This window comes from Denitratisoma sp., assembly GCA_032027165.1.
Classification (GTDB): domain Bacteria; phylum Pseudomonadota; class Gammaproteobacteria; order Burkholderiales; family Rhodocyclaceae; genus Desulfobacillus.
In genome coordinates this window covers 2051146-2068008 of record JAVSMO010000001.1, presented here as the reverse complement: position 1 = coordinate 2068008, position 16863 = coordinate 2051146, and the positions used below count along the sequence as shown (strand labels likewise).

Below are 16863 nucleotides of genomic sequence, written 5' to 3'. Positions count from 1 at the left end.
GATGTTGTCAGGGCTTGTCGGCGGTGAGCTTCTTCAGCGCCTCCATGATGTCCATCGGCATCGGGAAGACGATGGTCGAGGTCTTGTCGCCGGCAATGTTCACCAGCGTCTGCAGGTAGCGCAGTTGCATCGCCTGCGGCGACTGCGCCAGCACCCTGGCCGCCTCCAGCAGCTTCTCGGAAGCCTGCTGCTCGCCCTCGGCGTGGATCACCTTGGCGCGCCGCTCGCGCTCGGCCTCGGCCTGGCGGGCGATGGCGCGCACCATCGATTCGTCGATGTCCACGTGCTTGATCTCGACGTTGGCGACCTTGATGCCCCAGGAGTCGGTCTGCGCGTCGAGGATCTGCTGGATGTCGACGTTGAGCCGCTCGCGCTCGGCGAGCATGTCGTCGAGCTCGTGCTTGCCGAGCACCGAGCGCAGCGTCGTCTGCGCCAGCTGCGAGGTGGCCTCGAAGTAGTTCTCGACGTGGATGATGGCCTTCTGCGGATCGACGACGCGGAAGTACACCACCGCGTTCACCTTCACCGAGACGTTGTCGCGCGAGATGACGTCCTGGCTCGGCACGTCCATCACCACCAGGCGCAGGTCCACCCGCACCATCTGCTGGATGCCCGGCACGACGAGGACGATGCCCGGCCCCTTCACCTTCCAGAAGCGTCCGAGCAGGAACACCACGCCGCGTTCGTACTCGCGCATGATGCGGATGCTGGCCGCCGCCAGCGCGATGAGCAGCAGCAGCGCGCCGCCCCAGCCGAAGTCCCAGATCATCATGATCGTTCTCCTTTGCCTTCCGGTTCAACTACGAGGGTCAGTCCGTCCACCGCCACGATGCGCGCCCGCTCGCCGCTTTTCAGCGGCGAAGCGCTGCGCGCATGCCAGCGCTCGCCGAAGGCCAGCACCCAGCCTTCGCGCGCGAAGTCCTCCAGTGCCTCGGCCGTGCCGCCGGCCATGGCCTCGACGCCGGACACCACCGGGCGGCGCCGCGAGCGCAGCGCGAAGGCGCCGACGCCGCCCAGCACCAGGGCGCTCGCCGCCGCCAGCGGAACGATGAAGGCGAGCGAGATCTGCAGGCCCGGCACCTCTGCGTCGATCAGCATCAGCGACCCGGCGACGAAGGCGACGATGCCGCCGATGCCAAAGGCGCCGAAGCTCGGCACGAAAGCCTCCGTCGTCATCAGCGCCACGCCGAGCAGGATCAGCAGCGCCCCGGTGGCGTTGATCGGCAGCATGGCCAGGGCGTAGAGCGCCAGCAGCAGGCAGATCGCGCCGACGATGCCGGCGACGCCGAAGCCCGGCGTGTAGAACTCGAAGAGCAGGCCGTAGACGCCGAGCATCATCAGGATCAGCGCGATGTTCGGGTCGGCGATGGCCGCCAGCAGCCGTTCCTTCCAGTTGCGTTCGACCGTCACGACGGCGGCGCCGGCGAGCGAGAGCGTGGCGACGCCGTCGGCGAGCTTGACCTTGCGGCCCTCGGCCTTTTGCAGCAGCTCGGGCAGGTCGGCGGCGACGAAGTCGACCACCTTCAGCTTCAGCGCCTCCTCGGCGGAGAGGCTCTCCGCCTCGCGCACGGCGCGCTCGGCCCACTCGGCGTTGCGTTCGCGCAATTGCGCCAGGCTGCGGATGTAGGCAGCGGCGTCGTGCACCGCCTTTTTTTCCATGGCGGTGCCCGGTGCGCCGCCGCCCTTGCCCGCTTCCGGCTTCTTCTCCGCCGGCTTGCCGGCATCGCCGCCGATGCCGATCGCCACCGGCGTCGCCGCACCGAGGTTGGTGCCCGGCGCCATGGCGGCGACGTGGCTGGCGTAGAGCAGGTAGGTGCCGGCGCTGGCGGCGCGCGCGCCGCTGGGCGCCACCCAGGTCGCCACCGGCACGGGCGAGGCGAGGATGCCCTGGATCATCTCGCGCATGGCCGAATCGAGTCCGCCCGGCGTGTCGAGCTTGAGCACCAGCAGGTCGGCTTTCGCGCGCTGCGCGTCCTCCAGCGCGCGCAGGAAATAGGCGGCGCTCGCCGGGCTGACGGCGCCGTGGATCTCCGCCACCTTCACCGTCGCGGCGAAGGCCGGCAGCGGGAGGAACACGAGCGCGGCAATGAGGAGCAGCAGGCGTTTCATCGTTTGTCCCCGACTTGTCTCTGTCCGACAGGCTTTGGCACGAAGCGTTCCCTGCCACGCCTAATCGAGCGCTTCGGCGCCGATGGCCTCGAAGGCGCCGCAGGATTGCAGGTCCGATTCTCCGGCGGCGGGCAGCTGCGCCGCCAGCTCGCGCAGCGCGCTGCGCAGGCCTTCCTCCAGCACCGGGTGGTAGAAGGGCAGGCGCAGGAGTTCGCGCACCGTCATGCCGCGGTCTAGCGCCAGCGCCAGCAGGTGCGCCATGTGTTCGGCGGCCGGCGCGCACATCTCGGCGCCGAGCAGCCTGCCGGTGTCTTTTTCCGCATAAATGCGCATCAGGCCGTGGTTGCGCTGGCCGGCGCGGGCGCGGCCCTGGCGCGCGAAGTCGATTTCGCCCTCGATGAAGGTTCCCGCCGCCAGGTCGGCGCGGCGGCGGCCGGCGACGGCGATGTTCGGCTCGGAAAAGACGATGGCGAGCGGCGTGCGCCGCGCGAAGCAGGCCGGCTTTTCGCCCGCGGCCAGGCGCATGGCGTTGAGCCCGGCGATGTGGCCTTCGTCGGCGGCCTCGTGCAGCAGGGCGCGCTCGCCGTTGGCGTCGCCGGCGAGGAACAGCGGCAGGCCGGCGACCTGCAGGGTGTTCGGGTCGACCGGCGGCAGGCCGCGCGCATCGAGCGCGACGCCGAGCGTTTCCAGGCCGAGGCCGCCCAGGTTCGGCCGCCGGCCGAGCGCGGCTAGCACGGCGTCCACCGTCGCTTCGGCGTCGCCGGCGCGCACGCGGATGGCGCCGCCCTCGGCGCGCACTTCCGCCTCGGCGCCGAGGTGCAGGGCGAATTCGCCGCCGAGCAACGCCGTGGCGGCGGCACTGACTTTTGCGTCGGAGAGGCCGCCGAGGTGGCCGCGGCCGAAGGCGGCGACTTCGATGCCCAGCCGCGCCAGCGCCTGCGCCATCTCGACGCCGATGGCGCCGAGGCCGATGACCGCCATGCGCGACGGCAGCGTCTCGCGCTCGAACAGCGTGTCGGTGGTGAGCAGCCGCTCCCCCAATACCTGCCAGGCCGGCGGCACCACCGGGCTGGAGCCGGGCGCGAGGACGATGGCGCGCGCGGAAATTTCCCGGCCGTCCACCTCCAGCCGGCCGGGGCCGGCGAGGCGGGCGCGGCCGGAGACGGCGCGCTCGCCCAGATTGTCGGTGGCCTGCAGGGTGCCCTTGACGAAGCCGTCGCGCAGGCGCCGCACGCGGCGCAGCACGGCGGGCAGGTCGACGCCGAGCGCGCCGGCGCCGCGGATGCCGAACTCCTCGAAGGCATGGCGCCGGTGGTAGGCGTTGGCAGCCTCGATCAGCACCTTCGAGGGCATGCAGCCGACGCGGGCGCAGGTGGTGCCCCAGGGGCCGTCGTTGACCAGCAGGAAGTCCTGCGTGCGCTTCTTTACTTCGCGCAGGGCGGCGAGCCCGGCGCTGCCGGCGCCGACGATGACCACTTCGTAATTCGCGTTCATGGCGTCTTCTCCTGTCGGGTGCAAGCCCGCTTGCATCTTAACCCGGTCGGATGGAAAAAACGGGCGGCCGAAGCCGCCCCAATCTCCACTCTCGCACTGCTCGATTGCGTGGCGGGCCGCTCAGCGGCCGTCCACCGGCATGCCTTCGGCGTTCACGGTGACGACGGGCAGAGCACGCGCCTGGCTCAGCACTTCCTGCGCCACGTCGCGGCAGAGCAGCCGCGCCAGGCGGGGCTGCGGCTGCGGCAGGACGACGCTGCTGCAGCCGAGCTGCTCGGCGGCGTCGAGGATCTGGAAGGCCATCTCGCCCTCGCGCAACACCGCCTCGTAGGGAATGCCGGCGCGCACCAGCGGGTCGGCGGCGTCCTCGATCAGGTACTGGCCGCTCTCGGCCTGGAAGCGGGCGATCTCGTCGTGCGTGCGGAAGCGCAGCAGCTCGAGGCTGGTGACCGGCTCGGCGACGAACAGCAGGCAGGCCTGCACCGGCTTGCCGACCTGGTGCTGGCGCAGGGCGTAGCGGACGCCCCAGCGCGAGCGCTCGGTCGCATCGATCGGGATCAGCAGCCGCATCGCCGTCGTCCCCGGGCCGGCCGGGGCGTCGTTCGCTTTGTCGGTCATGATGTCTCCTTTCATCCTTGCGGTTCAGCGTCAGGGGAGGTAGTAGAGGACCAGCCAGGCCAGCAGCATCGTCATCACCCAGAGGGCCATGCCGCCGGTCGGCCAGCTGCGCAGCAGCAGGCCGTCGGGTTCGCGGTGGCGGCGGATGCCGGCGGCCAGGCGGGCGGCGAAAGTCCCGGCGCGCGCAGCGAGGCCGTCGCGCAGCCTGCGGTGCGCATGGCCGGCGCCGCGCGCCAGGGCCGGCAGCGGCGTGCGCCACAGCCAGTCGACGTCGAGCGTGAGGGTCGGCGTGCGCTTCAGCCAGGGCAGCATGACGAAGAAGGCGAGGCCGGAGAACAGCAGCAGCTGCAGCTGCGTCAGCACGTGCGCCGCCGTGTAGGGGACGTAGTCGACCGCGTAGGGCAGCAGGCGGTAGAGCGGTTCCGGCCACACGCCCAGCGCGATGCAGAGGAAGGCGAAGGCGATCATCGCCCACCGCATGCTGGCGGGCGGATCGCTCGGGCGCAGCCCCGAATCCTTCTGGAAGAAGACGAACCACGGGAACTTGATGCCGGCGTGCAGGAAGACGCCGGCCGAGGCGGCGGCGAGCGCCAGCCACACCCACAGCAGGTGGCCGTCGATGGCCGCCTGCGTCACCATCGACTTCGAGACGAAGCCGGAGGTGAGCGGGAACGAGGAGATGGCGAGCGCGCCGATGCTGCCGCAGATCGTCGTCAGCGGCATGCTGTGGAAGAGGCCGCCCAGTTCGGAACACTTGCGCCGGCCGGTGGCCGCGAGCACGGCGCCGGCCGACATCAGCAGCAGGGCCTTGTAGACGATGTGGGTGAAGGCGTGCGCGGCGGCGCCGTTCAGCGCCATCTCGGTGCCGATGCCGATGCCGGCGATCATGAAGCCGACCTGGTTCACGATGCTGTAGGCGAGGATGCGCCGCATGTCGTTTTCCAGCAGCGCGTAGACGATGCCGTAGAAGACCATGAAGAGGCCGATCCAGATCAGGAACTCGGTGCCGGGGAAGCCGCGCAGCAGCACGTACACCGCCGTCTTGGTGGTGAACGCCGAGAGGAACACCGTGCCGCTCCAGGAAGCCTCCGGGTAGGCGTCGGGCAGCCAGGCCGAGAGCGGCGGCGCGCCGGCGTTGATGAGGAAGCCGATGAGGATCAGCCAGTGCGCCACCGAGTCGGGCGCCATGCGGACGAAGGCGGCGTCGCCGGTGTCGAGCAGGTGGCCGGTGATGCCGGCGAAGAGGACGACGCCGCCGAGGAGGTGGATCATCACGTAGCGGCGGCTGGCGGCCCAGGCCTGCGCCGTGCCGGCGCTCCACAGCACCAGCGTCGAACCGACCGCCATCAGCTCCCAGAAGACGAACACCGTGACGAGGTCGCCGGCCAGCGCCACGCCGATGGCCGAGCCGGCGTAGACGTAGGCGGCGGGGATTTCCAGGCGGCTCTGCTGGCGCAGCGCGAAGAGGCCGCCGCCGCAGGCCATCAGGGCGAAGATGGTGGCGAACAGGCGCGACAGCTTGTCGACGCTGAGCGGCGCCAGCTCGTAGCCCAGCCACTGCGCGCGCCACAAGGCGCCCTCCGGCAGCTGCCAGAGGCAGAACAGGGCGGCAAGCGGCAGCGCCAGCACCGCCGCGCTGCGCGCGCCGCCGCGCAGCCAGGGCAGGGCGAAGGCGCCGAGCACCAGCAGCAGGCCGGGATGGACGAGCCACTCACTCATCGCCGTCGGCCTCGTAGTAGCTGTCCGGCCGCTTCAGCAGCAGCCCCAGCCCCTTGGCGGCGAGGATCATCGCCGCGCAGGCGGCGAAGCCGTACCAGGCGTGGAAGCCGAACAGGGATTCGACCTCGAAATGCGGATGCAGTGCGATGGCCAGCTCCGCCAGCACCGTCGCCGCCAGCACGGCGAGGAATAAACGCCAGAGCAGTTTCACGTTCTTCGGTTCGTCCAGCCAGTGCGGCTTCATGGCAGGCCTCCGAGCATGTCGCGCGCCAGCGCCAGCGGCACGTCGGGCAGGAAGAACAGCGCCAGCGTGCCGGCGGCGGTGAGCGTGAGCGCGATCACCATCGGCAGCGGCGCCTCGCCGTGCGGGGGGTGCGCGTCGCCGGCGCTGGCGGGGCGGAAGAAGGCGCGCCAGAGGATGGGCAGGAAGTAGCCGGCGTTGAGCAGGGTGCTGGCGGCGATCACCGCCACCGCCGGCCAGTGCGCCGCCGCCATGGCGCCGGAGAGCATGTACCACTTCGAGACGAAGCCGGCCGCCGGCGGCAGGCCGATCATCGACAGCGCGCCGACGGCGAAGGCGCCCATGGTCCACGGCATGCGCCGGCCGATGCCGTCGAGCTGGCTCACCTCGGTCTTGTGGGCGGCGGTGTAGATGGCGCCGGCGGCGAAGAACAGGGTGATCTTGCCCAGCGCGTGGGCGGCGATGTGCAGCGCCGCGCCGACCAGCGACAGCGGCGCCAGCAGCGCGGCGGCGAGCACCACGTAGGAGAGCTGGCTGACGGTGGAATAGGCCAGGCGCCGCTTCAGGTTGTCGGCGTTGAGCGCCACCACCGAGGCGGCGAGGATGGTGAAGCCGGCGACGGCCACCAGCCAGTCGGCGGCGCCGTCGAGCGTGTCGAGGCCGAAGACGTACACCACCACCTTCACCACGCTGAAGACGCCGGCCTTCACCACGGCGACGGCGTGCAGCAGCGCCGAGACCGGCGTCGGCGCCACCATCGCCGCCGGCAGCCAGCGGTGGAAGGGCATCAGCGCCGCCTTGCCGATGCCGAACATGTAGAGCGCCAGCAGGCCGGCCAGCGCCAAGCCGTCGAGCCGGCCGGCGAGGATGCCCCCCGGCCGGAAGTCGGTGGTGCCGGCGACGTGCCAGGTGAACACCAGCGCCGGCAGCAGGAACAGCACCGAGGTGCCGACCAGCAGGCCGAGGTAGGTGCGCCCGCCGTTCTTCGCCTTGTCGCTGCCGTGGTGGGTGACCAGCGGATAGGTGATCAGCGTCAGCAGTTCGTAGAAGACGAACAGGGTGAACACGTTGGCGGAGAAGGCGATGCCCAGCGCCGCGGCGATGGCCAGCGCGAAGCAGACGTAGAAGCGCGTCTGGTTCGCCTCGCCGTTGCCGCGCAGGTAGCCGATCGAGTAGAGCGAGTTGACGATCCACAGGCCGGAGGCGACCAGCGCGAAGAGCATGCCGAGCGGCTCGACGGCGAAGGCCAGGTCGAGGCCGGGCAGGACTTCCAGCAGGCGCACGCCCGGCCGCGCGCCGGCCAGCACGCCGGGCAGCAGCGCGGCGACGCACAGGAGCAGCGCCGCCGCCGTCGTCAGCGTCACCGTCTCGCGCCAATTCGGCGCGCGGTGGCTGAGGGCGATGCCGACGGCGCCGACGAGCGGCGTCCCCAGCGCGGCGAGGATGAGATGCTCGGACGCCATCAGGGCGTCCCCAGCAGCATCGCCGCCGCCCGCGCGGCGGAACCGACGGTGACGGAGGTGTCGAGGCCGAACCAGATCGTGGCGCCGACCAGGGTCCAGGCGGGAATCGCCAGGCCCGCCGGCGCCTCGCGCACCGCGGCGAGGTCGGCGCGCGGCGCGTGGAAATAGGCCGCCTCGACGAAGCACCAGACGTAGGCCACCGCCAGCAGCGAGGAGGCGACGATGAGGAACACCAGCCACCACTGGCCCTGCTCCAGCGCGGCGAGGATGAGGTACCACTTGCTGACGAAGCCGGCCGTGCCGGGCACGCCGATCAGGCTGAGGCCGCACAGCACGATGCCGAAGGCGGTGAGCGGCATGACGCGGCCGATGCCGCGCACGCGCGCGAGCGTCACCCCGCCCATGCCGGCCATGACGGCGCCCAGCAGCAGGAACAGCCCGCCCTTGGTGACGGCGTGGTTGACCAGGTGCGCGACGGTGGCGGTGAGCCCCGTCACCGAGTCGAAGGAGATGCCCAGCACGATGTAGCCGATCTGCGCCACGCTGGAATAGGCGAACAGCCGCTTCAGGTCGTCCTGGAAGATCGCCACGGCCGAGGCGGCGAACATGCCGGCCAGCGCCAGGATGAGCATCAGGTCTTCCATCGGCAGGCGCTTGAACACGGCGGTCTCGCCGAACACCGAGAAATAGAAGCGCAGCAGGGCGTACACCGATACCTTGGTGGCGGTGGCGGCGAGGAAGGCCGACACCGCCGAGGGCGCGTAGGCATAGGCGTTGGGCAGCCACTGGTGCAGCGGGAAGAGGGCGAGCTTCAGCGAGATGCCGACGGTGAGGAAGGCCAGCGCCGCCAGCACCGGGCGGTGGCTGGTCATCTCCTGCAGGCGCACGCCCATGTCCGCCAGGTTGAGGGTGCCGGTCTTCAGGTAGAGCAGGCCGACGCCGACGACGATGAAGGTGGCGCCGATGGTGCCCATGATCAGGTACTGGTAGGCGGCCACCAGCGCGCGGCGGTCGCGCCCGAGCGCGATCAGCACATAGGAGGAAAGCGAGGAGATCTCCAGGAAGACGAACAGGTTGAAGGCGTCGCCGGTGATGGCGATGCCGGCCAGTCCCGCCAGGCACAGCGCGAACATGGCGTAGAACAGGTAATGGACGTCCTGTCGCAGCTCGCGCTCGATGCTGGCGCGGCAGTAGGGCAGCACCACCGCGGCGATGCCGCAGACCAGCATCAGCATCAGGGCCGAGAGGCTGTCCACGCGGTACTCGATGCCCCAGGGCGGCGCCCAGCTGCCCAGCGCATAGGAGATCGGCCCGGCGGCGTTCACCTGCAGCCACATGAGGATGCTGACGGCGAAGGCGGCCCAGGCCGCCAGGGTGACGAGCACGAAGGCCGCGCCGCGGCCGCGCACCAGCACCGCCAGCGGCGCGGCGGCGAGCGGCAGGACGACCTGGAGGGCCGGCAGGTGCGCGGCGAGATTCATGCTTCGCCTCCGCCGTCGGGCGCCTGGTCGCGCCGCAGGATCTCGTCCTCCTCGATGCTGTCGTAGGCCTCGCGGATGCGCACCACCAGGGCGAGGCCGAGGGCCAGCGTGGCGACGCCGACGACGATGGCGGTGAGGATCAGCACGTGCGGCAGCGGGTTGGAATAGACGCGGAAGCCCTCGGCGACGATGGGCGCCGTGCCGCCGGCGATCTTGCCCGGCGCGACATAGAGCAGGTACACCGAAGTCTGGAAGATGCCGAGTCCGACCAGCTTCTTGATCAGGTTGCCGCGGGCGATGACGATGAACAGCCCGGCCATCGCCAGGAAGATCATGGCCCAGTAGTCGTAGTGGTCGACGAAGTGGGCGAGCATCTCACTCATCCTCGGCGCCGCGCCCGGCGAACAGGTAGAAGACCTTCAGCATCACGCCGCAGACGGTGATCGCCACGCCCAGCTCGATCCAGAAGATGCCGCGGTGCTGTCCGGCGACCGGGTCGGCGGACAGCACGAAGTAGTCGAGGAAGTTGCCGCCGAGCAGCAGGCCGGCGACGCCGACGCCGAGGTAGAGCAGCACGCCCGCGGCGATCATCGTCTCGACCAGCCGGTCCGGCAGCACCTTGCGCGCGTTGTCGAGGCCGAAGATGACGGCATAGAAGACCATCGCCGCGGCGAGGATGACGCCGGCCTGGAAGCCGCCGCCCGGGCCGAAGTCGCCGTGGAACTGCACGTAGAGGGCGAACAGCAGGATGAAGGGGATGAGCAGCTTGGCCACCACCCGCAGGACCATGTCGCGCGTCATGGCGTTTCCTTGTCGGCTGTCGTGCGGCGGCGGCGCAGCAGCGCGATGATGCCGGCGCCGGCGGTGAACACCACCGTCGTCTCGCCCAGCGTGTCGAAGCCGCGATAGCTCGCCAGCACGGCGGTCACCACGTTCGGCACGCCGGTCTCGCGCGGGCCTTCCTCGAGGTAGCGCGGGGCGACGTGATGGTGGATGGGCGCCTCGGGGTCGGAAAAGGCCGGCAGGTCCCAGGTGCCGTAGACCAGCACCAGCCCGGTGGCCACCGTCACGGCGAGCGGCAGCCAGGGTTTGTGCGCCGGCTTCGCCTCCTCGCTCCTGCACAGGTGCAGGGCGCCGAGCAGCAGCACGGTGGAGATGCCGGCGCCCACCGCCGCCTCCGTCATGGCGACGTCCACCGCGTCGAGCGCCACCATCACAGTGGCCATGAGGAAGCTGTAGAGTCCGGACAGCACGACCACCGCGAACAGGTTGCGCGTGCGCGCCAGCACCACCACCGCCAGCATCATCAGGGTGAGCAGCGCGTTGACGATCAGGGTTTCGATGGCGGCATCTCCCCGTCGAGCTTCGGCGCCAGCCCGCGCATCAGCGCGGCCTTGGTCAAGGCGTGGGCGGCGACCGGGGCGGTGAAGAACAGCAGCAGTCCGACCATCGCCAGCTTCACCGTCACCAGCGTCAGGCCCGCCTGCAGCATCAGGCCGAGCAGGACCAGGCCGGCGCCGAGCGTGTCGGTGACGCTGGCGGCGTGCATGCGCGTGTAGAAGTCGGGCATGCGCAGCAGGCCTATCGCGCCGACGAAGCAGAAGAAGCCGCCGGCGAGGAGGCAGGCCCAACTCGCCGCGTCAACCAGCCAACTCATCGCGCCGCCCCGTTGCCATTGCCGTTGCCCGGGTCGCCGAGCGCGCCCTGGCGGAAGAACTTCAGCACGGCGACGGTGCCGATCACGTTGAGCAGGCCGTACACCAGCGCCAGGTCGAGGAAGTCCGGCCGGCCGGTGAGGAAGCCGAACACCGCCAGCAGCAGCACCGTGCAGGTGCCGACGGTGTTGGTCGCCAGCAGGCGGTCGAAGACGCTGGGGCCGCGCGCCGCCCGCAGCAGGGTCAGGGCGAGCGTCGCCAGCAGGGCGAGGGCGGCGGCGGCGAACATCAGGGGGCGGCCTCCTTCTCGAGGGCGGCGACGCGGCGGTCCATCTCGCTGCCGGCAAGTCCGGCGGCGGCCTCGCGCGTCAGGGCGTGCACCAGGAACGTGTCCGCCTCGACCTCCACCGCGACGGTGCCGGGCGTCAGCGTGATCGAGTTGGCGTGGATGACGAGCCCGAGCTCGCTTTTCTGCGAGGGGCGGAAGCGCGCCAGCGTCGGCGAGATCGGCAGGCGCGGATCGAGGATGCGGCGGCTGACGTCCCACGACGAGCGGACGATTTCCCGGAGCAGCCAGGGCCAGTAGGAGATGAGCGCGCGCCAGCCGAGGTGGATCGGATGGCCTTCGCGGTCGACGACGTCCATGCGGCGGGCGAAGGCCAGCACCGCCAGCGCGCAGCCGGCGCCGGCCGCCAGCAGGAAGGGCGTGAACAGGCCCGAGAGCAGGAGCCAGAAGGCGTACAGGACGAGGAAGACGCTCGCGGCATGGAGCATGGGACCTCCCGGTTGCGGAAACGGTGCAGCAGGGGAAATCCTAGAGAGGGAAAGCCGCCCTGAAAATTCGGGCGCCAGCGTACGGCCGACCCCGCCTGCGGGAACCTGCCAGGCGGCGCGCGAATCGGAGGAGAATACGCGTTCCACGTAGGGGCACGGGCGAATTACGCCATCCGCCATGCTTGCGCACAATAAGCCTTCGATAGACAGGATCGACCTGAAAGAGCCGATGCTCACCGCTCGCCGCCTGCGCTGGACCGATGCGCTGCTGTTGATCGCGGGTTACGTCGCGCTCGACTGGGCCAGCTTCTTCCATCCCCTGCACGGTCTCAACATCACGCCGTGGAACCCGGCGCCGGCGCTCGGCCTGGTGTTCCTGCTGCGCTACGGCTGGAAGGCGGCGCCACCGCTGGCGCTGGCCGTGCTGCTGGCCGAGGTGTGGGTGCGCGACCTGCCGCTCGCCCTGCCGGTCTCGCTGGCGATCGCCGCGATGCTGGCAGCCGGTTATGGCGCCATCGGCGAACTGCTCAGGCGGCGCCTCGGCGGCCTGGTGATTTTCTCGGACCGCAGCGGCATGCTGCAGTGGGCCGGCATCGTCGTCGCCGGCACCCTGTTGACCAGCCTGGCCTTCGTGCTGGCGCTGGTGGCGCTCGGCCTGATCCCGCCCGAGGACTGGCGCCAGGCGGTCGGCCGCTACTGGATCGGCGACGGCGTCGGCATCCTCGTCACCATGCCGCTGCTGTGGATGCTGTTCGACGAGCAGGGGCGCGCCCAGCTGGGCGCGACGCTGGGGCGCCTCGACACCGCCTGGCATGTCCTGCTCGCGGCGGTCGCCCTGTGGGTGGCCTTCGGCCTCGGCGCCGAATCCGAGTTCAAGTACTTCTACGTCCTTTTCCTGCCCATCGTCTGGGCGGCGGCGCGGCAGGGCCTGGCCGGCGCGGTGCTGAGCGCCGCGCTGGTCCAGACCGGCATCATCGTCGCCGTGCAGTCGCTCGGCTTCGCCGCCGTCACGGCATTCGAGATCCAGGCGCTGACGGTGGTGCTGGCCCTGGTCGGCTTCTTCGTCGGCATCGTCGTCGACGCCCAGCAGCGCATCAGCGCCGAGCTGCGGCAGACGCTGCGGCTCGCCGCGGCGGGGGAAATGGCCGGCGCGCTCGCCCACGAGCTCAACCAGCCGCTGACGGCGCTGTCCGCCTACGGCACCGCCTGCGAGGAGCTGCTCGCGCGCGGCGACACCGGCGACAACCTGAAGAACGCCATCCGCCTGATGGTGTCCGAATCCTTCCGCGCCGCCGAGGTGGTGCGCCGCCTGCGCGACTTCTTCCGCACCGGCACCACCCGGCTCGAGCCGATCCCGCTCGCCGAGCTGCTGCCCGCCGCCGCCGCGCCCTTCCGGGCGCGCGCCGGGCAGGCCGGCGTGGAACTGATGCTTGCGCCGGCGCCGGAAGGCATCGTCATGGCCGACCGGCCGCAGGTCGAGGTGGTGATCCGCAACCTGCTCGCGAACGCCTTCGACGCCGTGGCGGGCCAGCCGGCGGGCAGCCGGCAGGTGCGCCTGTCGGCCGAGCCGGAAGGGCCCGACCGCGTCTGCATCAAGGTCGAGGACAGCGGGCCGGGCCTCTCCGGCACGGCGGCCGCCCGCCTGTTCGAGCCCTTCAGCTCCACCAAATCGAGCGGCCTCGGCCTCGGGCTCGCCATCAGCCGGGCGATTGCCGAGGCGCACGGCGGCAGCCTGCGCGCCGAGGTCGGCGGCCATGGCGTGTTCCGCCTGCAGCTCCCCTTCGAAAGGAAAGCCCCGCATGCCTGACACCACCGTCTTCATCGTCGACGACGACCCTTCCGTGCGCGACTCGCTCGGCCTGCTGCTCGGCCTGCGCGGCTACCGCACGGCGATCTTCGCCGATGCCGAAAGCTTCCTGCACGCCTGGCAGCCCGACTGGCGCGGCTGCGTCCTGCTCGACATCCGCATGCCCGGCATGGACGGCCTCGAGCTGCAGAAGCGCCTGCACGCGCTCGACTGCGGCCTGACGGTCGTCGTCATGACCGGCCACGGCGACGTCGAGTCGGCGCGCGAGGCCTTCAAGGCGCAGGCGGTGGATTTCCTGGAGAAGCCGCTCGACCAGGCGCGGCTGATGGCGGCCCTCGACGACGCCCTCTCGAAGTGCGAGTCGACGCGGCAGGAGGCCGACCGCCGCGACGCCTTCGCCCGCCTGCTGGCGACGCTGACGCCGCGGGAGCGCGAGGTGATGGACATGATCGTCGCCGGCGGGCACAACCGCGACATCGCCGAGCAGCTGGGCATCAGCCCGCGCACGGTGGAGGTGCACAAGGCGCGGGTGATGCAGAAGCTGCAGGTGGACGGCGTCGCGCAGCTGGTCCGCCTCAGCCTCGGCGCGGCGGGCGGCGCAAACGCGGAAGGGGACTGAATCGCGACGTGCCGGCGGCCTGCCCGCTCACGCCGGCGGCGGCTTCGGCGCCTGCTCCCCGCCGGTGAGGATCGATTTCAGCTCGGCGAAGCGCTCGGGCTCCGCGTCCGGCGGCGGCAGCGGCCGGTTGCGCGCCGCCTCGGCTTCCAGCGCCGCGACACGCTGCTCGAGCGCGGCCTTCTCCTTCTCGAGGGCGGCGACCTGGCGTCGCAGCCGCGCGCCGCTCCACTGGCCGCGCAGCACCGTGGGCGTGGAGACCAGGCCGGCGATCAGCACGCCCAGCCCGATGGCCAGCAGCAGCACCACGGCCAGGGTGCTCTCGAAATGCCACAAGGCGACCGTCACCGTGACCAGCGCATTGTTCTGCAGGGCGAACAGCACCGCGGCGATGGCGAAAACGATGCCGAAGATCAGCATGAGCTGCATGGCGGAGCCTCCCGTTTATGCCTTGCCGCCCGGCCCGCCCTCGCCGCGCCGCTTCGACTCGGCGACGAATTGCTGGTAGCACTCGAGACCGCAGAAATGCTCGACGTATTCCGCGCCCTCCGGCGTGAAGGCGGCGCTGAGCGGCACTTCGTGGCGGCAGACGGCGCAGGTGATGTTCGGTTCGCCGGATGGCGCAATGGGCTTGTCGGTCATGGCATACCTCGACTGTACAGGCGACCCGCACATCTTACTCCCGCCCCGCGCGCCGTCGCCAGCGGGGACGACGCTGCGAAGGGGAAAGGAGAGGGCGGCCGGGGGAAAGTCAGTCGCTGCAGGACGGCGTGCGCGTGCTGCCGCCCCGAATGAGCCCCTGACTGGCTCAGGGCCAACTCCCGCTGATCGGCCGGAGCGGATGTTCATTCTGAAAACAGCTACTACCGCTGCCGGCAGGAGCAGTCGCCCGCAGTTGCCATTCCATTTGCGCAATGGCAGCATGAGGGCGGCAAGCAGCAAGAGATGGCGCGCTCCATTTAGTTTGCACTTTGGGACCTATAAAAAATAGCTATTCGATTAATGCGTCGATACTCGAATGCCAACAACTCCTATTTATCCATCGGAAGTGACGGAAAACGATCTGTCATTTAGGCAGAACAATTCACGTTGGGCGCCTTCATCATCCATCACCTGAGCGGAGGACTGCACTTGACTGACGACACTGGAACCATTGCCAAGAGTGGGAAAATTCTACCGTCCCTACTCGAAAAGATGGCCGATGGAAAGTTTCTGGTTCTTCTACTCTCCTTCTTTCTGTATCTCGATATTTGGCTGCTCCGTGCTGGCGTCGATCCAACCACCCTAGCCCTTGATTCCGGGTACGAGGCACTGAAGAAGGTTTCAGTTTTTGCCGTAGTCATGTTTGTGCTCTCGTACTCACTTCTGATGGCCGGTTTCTTTCCCATACTCCGCAAGTTCATTGGCCTCGGTCAGCTCCACTTCCGCTCAACCGTCGTTTTCTCCAACCAAACGCCTGACGGCAAGCGCTTGTCTGACTGGTCTATGGCATTCGTCGTGCTCTCTGTTTATGACGCAGCTCTTGGGTACTTTTCTGCAACTACGGAGTACCGAGGGCTTGCTGTCTTCGTACTCAACTTCTTGCAGGCCGACGGCATTGAGATCGTAATCTTTCGGCTAAGCGTCTTCTTTCTCTGGCTGGCCTGTGCCGCCTTCGCTCTCGAAGTAGATGATCCCAGTGCAACCGCCTGACGCCCAACCCATCCATCAACACGGACGCTGCGCGATGAAGCCGCGCAGAGCCTGTTACTTTGAGCGTTATGCGTCATGACCTACGTCCTTCGCAAAGCGGTCCTAGATATAGTCCCGGAAGTTGAGATTACGCCGGAAGAATTCGTGACCCTAAAGGCGGCCCGCGAGATCTTGACCGACGCGTTCGCCATAGAAGAGAAGTACGAGATTGTTGTCTCTAACTTCCTTTCCGTCGAAAAGCAGCTTCTGGATATCGCGGTCACAAACGCAGTTCGAGACACCCTGAGCTACGGCGAATTGTTCGAGATCAGATCAGCGTTAAACATACGCATCGTAAACCTCCTTACGGCTACCAAGCTGTACTTCGACCAACTGCCCCAGCACATTGCTGATTGCGTTCCCGATAGGGTAGATATCGCCGACACCGTAAAGCGACGCTGCTCGGAGGAATACGATAAGTTCTTCGAATATCGCTTCATGGAAGCCCTTCGAAATCATGTACAGCATCGAGGAATCCCAATTCACTTCATCCGACAGGATGGTCATTGGACCTCGTTTGACGAACTCGGACAGATGGAGTTTTCCGTCTTCATCGCGGCACAAAGGGACGTACTTGAGTCCGACGGAAAATTCAAAAAGACCGTGCTTTCGGAAATGACTCAAGATGTAAACCTACTTGCCGCGGCGAGGAGGTATGTCGAATCATTGAGTTCAATTCATCAATTCGTCCGAGATTTAATCTCGGACTCCGTTACCGCAGCTCGGGCCAGAATCGAATCAGCGCATACGAGATACTCAATGGTATTTGACGGCAGCCTAATAGGCCTTTCCGCTCTAGACGTGGGAGAAGCAGGCGTCCGCTCATCTTTTCCGTTGCTGCTTGAGTGGGACGATGTGCGAATCCAACTCCAAAAGAGAAATCGGCAACTCGTTAACTTGGCGAAACGCTACGTCACAAGCAAGGTTCCAAATTTATGATGTAACGCATAATCCACCGGACCTGCGCGAAGAGCCGCGCAGGCCGGTGATTTTTAACATTGATAGTCCGTTTCGGGTTGTGAGCTGCCGTTCGGCAGTAGCGTGCAAAGGTTCGCTCCGGCCGAGCTTGAGACGTTCGTCACCTCAACTCAAATCCCGTCCCTGGCCGCATCCCCGCCGTATTCCGGAGACTGACTTTTGCGTCAGCCCGTTCCG

Annotated in this window: 20 protein-coding genes; 4 read left to right on the top strand and 16 right to left on the bottom strand. The window is 68.6% G+C overall.

What is annotated here, in order from left to right; translation table 11 throughout:
* Window positions 1–7: 7 nt before the first annotated feature.
* The 14 genes from ROZ00_10150 to ROZ00_10085 all read right to left on the bottom strand — a co-directional run bounded on the left by ROZ00_10150 (window position 8) and on the right by ROZ00_10085 (window position 11554).
* The gene (locus ROZ00_10150) at window positions 8–769 is read right to left on the bottom strand and encodes a slipin family protein (protein MDT3736578.1); all 762 of its coding nucleotides are present in this window, start codon (window positions 767–769) and stop codon (window positions 8–10) included.
* Entirely contained in the window at window positions 769–2109 is a 1341-nt protein-coding gene (locus tag ROZ00_10145) for a nodulation protein NfeD (protein MDT3736577.1), read from the bottom strand. The genes ROZ00_10150 and ROZ00_10145 overlap by 1 nt, the downstream gene beginning before the upstream one ends.
* A gap of 60 nt (window positions 2110–2169) precedes the next feature.
* Entirely contained in the window at window positions 2170–3603 is a 1434-nt protein-coding gene (locus tag ROZ00_10140; protein ID MDT3736576.1) for a dihydrolipoyl dehydrogenase, read from the bottom strand.
* A gap of 120 nt (window positions 3604–3723) precedes the next feature.
* Window positions 3724–4221 carry a universal stress protein gene (locus tag ROZ00_10135; protein ID MDT3736575.1) on the bottom strand — a complete coding sequence of 166 codons (498 nt, stop codon included), beginning with the start codon at window positions 4219–4221 and terminating at the stop codon, window positions 3724–3726.
* Window positions 4222–4251: 30 nt separating this feature from the next.
* Window positions 4252–5940: a Na(+)/H(+) antiporter subunit D gene (locus ROZ00_10130; protein MDT3736574.1), complete on the bottom strand. Its 1689-nt coding sequence runs from the start codon at window positions 5938–5940 to the stop codon at window positions 4252–4254.
* Window positions 5933–6184, bottom strand: a complete 252-nt coding sequence (locus tag ROZ00_10125; GenBank protein ID MDT3736573.1) for a hypothetical protein — start codon at window positions 6182–6184, stop codon at window positions 5933–5935. The genes ROZ00_10130 and ROZ00_10125 overlap by 8 nt, the downstream gene beginning before the upstream one ends.
* The gene (locus ROZ00_10120) at window positions 6181–7644 is read right to left on the bottom strand and encodes a proton-conducting transporter membrane subunit (protein MDT3736572.1); all 1464 of its coding nucleotides are present in this window, start codon (window positions 7642–7644) and stop codon (window positions 6181–6183) included. The genes ROZ00_10125 and ROZ00_10120 overlap by 4 nt, the downstream gene beginning before the upstream one ends.
* The gene (locus ROZ00_10115) at window positions 7644–9125 is read right to left on the bottom strand and encodes a monovalent cation/H+ antiporter subunit D family protein (GenBank protein ID MDT3736571.1); all 1482 of its coding nucleotides are present in this window, start codon (window positions 9123–9125) and stop codon (window positions 7644–7646) included. The genes ROZ00_10120 and ROZ00_10115 overlap by 1 nt, the downstream gene beginning before the upstream one ends.
* Window positions 9122–9508 (bottom strand): cation:proton antiporter subunit C, encoded by a 387-nt coding sequence (locus ROZ00_10110; GenBank protein ID MDT3736570.1) that lies wholly within the window; start codon window positions 9506–9508, stop codon window positions 9122–9124. The genes ROZ00_10115 and ROZ00_10110 overlap by 4 nt, the downstream gene beginning before the upstream one ends.
* Window positions 9501–9926, bottom strand: a complete 426-nt coding sequence (locus tag ROZ00_10105) for a Na(+)/H(+) antiporter subunit B (GenBank protein MDT3736569.1) — start codon at window positions 9924–9926, stop codon at window positions 9501–9503. Before ROZ00_10105 ends, ROZ00_10110 begins: the two co-directional genes overlap by 8 nt.
* The gene (locus tag ROZ00_10100; GenBank protein ID MDT3736568.1) at window positions 9923–10432 is read right to left on the bottom strand and encodes a DUF4040 domain-containing protein; all 510 of its coding nucleotides are present in this window, start codon (window positions 10430–10432) and stop codon (window positions 9923–9925) included. The genes ROZ00_10105 and ROZ00_10100 overlap by 4 nt, the downstream gene beginning before the upstream one ends.
* Window positions 10433–10455: 23 nt before the next feature.
* Window positions 10456–10782 carry a monovalent cation/H(+) antiporter subunit G gene (gene mnhG, locus ROZ00_10095; protein MDT3736567.1) on the bottom strand — a complete coding sequence of 109 codons (327 nt, stop codon included), beginning with the start codon at window positions 10780–10782 and terminating at the stop codon, window positions 10456–10458.
* Window positions 10779–11069, bottom strand: coding sequence for a monovalent cation/H+ antiporter complex subunit F (locus ROZ00_10090; GenBank protein ID MDT3736566.1), 291 nt, complete (start codon window positions 11067–11069; stop codon window positions 10779–10781). The genes mnhG and ROZ00_10090 overlap by 4 nt, the downstream gene beginning before the upstream one ends.
* A complete protein-coding gene (locus ROZ00_10085; GenBank protein MDT3736565.1) occupies window positions 11069–11554 on the bottom strand; it encodes a Na+/H+ antiporter subunit E in 486 nt (161 codons plus the stop codon). The genes ROZ00_10090 and ROZ00_10085 overlap by 1 nt, the downstream gene beginning before the upstream one ends.
* A gap of 178 nt (window positions 11555–11732) precedes the next feature.
* On the opposite strand from ROZ00_10085, the gene ROZ00_10080 reads away from it, so the two are divergent.
* The gene (locus ROZ00_10080) at window positions 11733–13361 is read left to right on the top strand and encodes an MASE1 domain-containing protein (GenBank protein ID MDT3736564.1); all 1629 of its coding nucleotides are present in this window, start codon (window positions 11733–11735) and stop codon (window positions 13359–13361) included.
* The gene (locus ROZ00_10075; protein ID MDT3736563.1) at window positions 13354–13980 is read left to right on the top strand and encodes a response regulator; all 627 of its coding nucleotides are present in this window, start codon (window positions 13354–13356) and stop codon (window positions 13978–13980) included. Before ROZ00_10080 ends, ROZ00_10075 begins: the two co-directional genes overlap by 8 nt.
* A gap of 27 nt (window positions 13981–14007) precedes the next feature.
* Here ROZ00_10075 and ROZ00_10070 read toward each other — a convergent pair whose 3' ends face one another.
* Complete coding sequence (locus ROZ00_10070) at window positions 14008–14406, bottom strand: lipopolysaccharide assembly protein LapA domain-containing protein (protein ID MDT3736562.1); 399 nt, start codon at window positions 14404–14406, stop codon at window positions 14008–14010.
* Window positions 14407–14421: 15 nt separating this feature from the next.
* The gene (locus ROZ00_10065; GenBank protein ID MDT3736561.1) at window positions 14422–14619 is read right to left on the bottom strand and encodes a DUF3330 domain-containing protein; all 198 of its coding nucleotides are present in this window, start codon (window positions 14617–14619) and stop codon (window positions 14422–14424) included.
* A gap of 489 nt (window positions 14620–15108) precedes the next feature.
* Between ROZ00_10065 and ROZ00_10060 the strand changes: the two genes are divergently transcribed.
* The gene (locus ROZ00_10060) at window positions 15109–15669 is read left to right on the top strand and encodes a hypothetical protein (GenBank protein ID MDT3736560.1); all 561 of its coding nucleotides are present in this window, start codon (window positions 15109–15111) and stop codon (window positions 15667–15669) included.
* A gap of 75 nt (window positions 15670–15744) precedes the next feature.
* On the top strand, window positions 15745–16647 hold the full coding sequence (locus ROZ00_10055; protein MDT3736559.1) for a hypothetical protein: 903 nt from the start codon (window positions 15745–15747) through the stop codon (window positions 16645–16647).
* Window positions 16648–16863: the final 216 nt, after the last annotated feature.

Coding starts and splice junctions, on each gene's coding strand:
- ROZ00_10145 (MDT3736577.1), bottom strand. CDS start 2,109: ATGAAACGCCTGCTGCTCCTCATTGCCGCGCTCGTGTTCCTCCCGCTG.
- ROZ00_10120 (MDT3736572.1), bottom strand. CDS start 7,644: ATGGCGTCCGAGCATCTCATCCTCGCCGCGCTGGGGACGCCGCTCGTC.
- ROZ00_10150 (MDT3736578.1), bottom strand. CDS start 769: ATGATCTGGGACTTCGGCTGGGGCGGCGCGCTGCTGCTGCTCATCGCG.
- ROZ00_10110 (MDT3736570.1), bottom strand. CDS start 9,508: ATGAGTGAGATGCTCGCCCACTTCGTCGACCACTACGACTACTGGGCC.
- ROZ00_10065 (MDT3736561.1), bottom strand. CDS start 14,619: ATGACCGACAAGCCCATTGCGCCATCCGGCGAACCGAACATCACCTGC.
- ROZ00_10115 (MDT3736571.1), bottom strand. CDS start 9,125: ATGAATCTCGCCGCGCACCTGCCGGCCCTCCAGGTCGTCCTGCCGCTC.
- ROZ00_10130 (MDT3736574.1), bottom strand. CDS start 5,940: ATGAGTGAGTGGCTCGTCCATCCCGGCCTGCTGCTGGTGCTCGGCGCC.
- ROZ00_10125 (MDT3736573.1), bottom strand. CDS start 6,184: ATGAAGCCGCACTGGCTGGACGAACCGAAGAACGTGAAACTGCTCTGG.
- ROZ00_10085 (MDT3736565.1), bottom strand. CDS start 11,554: ATGCTCCATGCCGCGAGCGTCTTCCTCGTCCTGTACGCCTTCTGGCTC.
- ROZ00_10070 (MDT3736562.1), bottom strand. CDS start 14,406: ATGCAGCTCATGCTGATCTTCGGCATCGTTTTCGCCATCGCCGCGGTG.
- ROZ00_10055 (MDT3736559.1), top strand. CDS start 15,745: ATGACCTACGTCCTTCGCAAAGCGGTCCTAGATATAGTCCCGGAAGTT.
- ROZ00_10135 (MDT3736575.1), bottom strand. CDS start 4,221: ATGACCGACAAAGCGAACGACGCCCCGGCCGGCCCGGGGACGACGGCG.
- ROZ00_10075 (MDT3736563.1), top strand. CDS start 13,354: ATGCCTGACACCACCGTCTTCATCGTCGACGACGACCCTTCCGTGCGC.
- ROZ00_10090 (MDT3736566.1), bottom strand. CDS start 11,069: ATGTTCGCCGCCGCCGCCCTCGCCCTGCTGGCGACGCTCGCCCTGACC.
- ROZ00_10140 (MDT3736576.1), bottom strand. CDS start 3,603: ATGAACGCGAATTACGAAGTGGTCATCGTCGGCGCCGGCAGCGCCGGG.
- mnhG (MDT3736567.1), bottom strand. CDS start 10,782: ATGAGTTGGCTGGTTGACGCGGCGAGTTGGGCCTGCCTCCTCGCCGGC.
- ROZ00_10100 (MDT3736568.1), bottom strand. CDS start 10,432: ATGATGCTGGCGGTGGTGGTGCTGGCGCGCACGCGCAACCTGTTCGCG.
- ROZ00_10105 (MDT3736569.1), bottom strand. CDS start 9,926: ATGACGCGCGACATGGTCCTGCGGGTGGTGGCCAAGCTGCTCATCCCC.
- ROZ00_10080 (MDT3736564.1), top strand. CDS start 11,733: ATGCTTGCGCACAATAAGCCTTCGATAGACAGGATCGACCTGAAAGAG.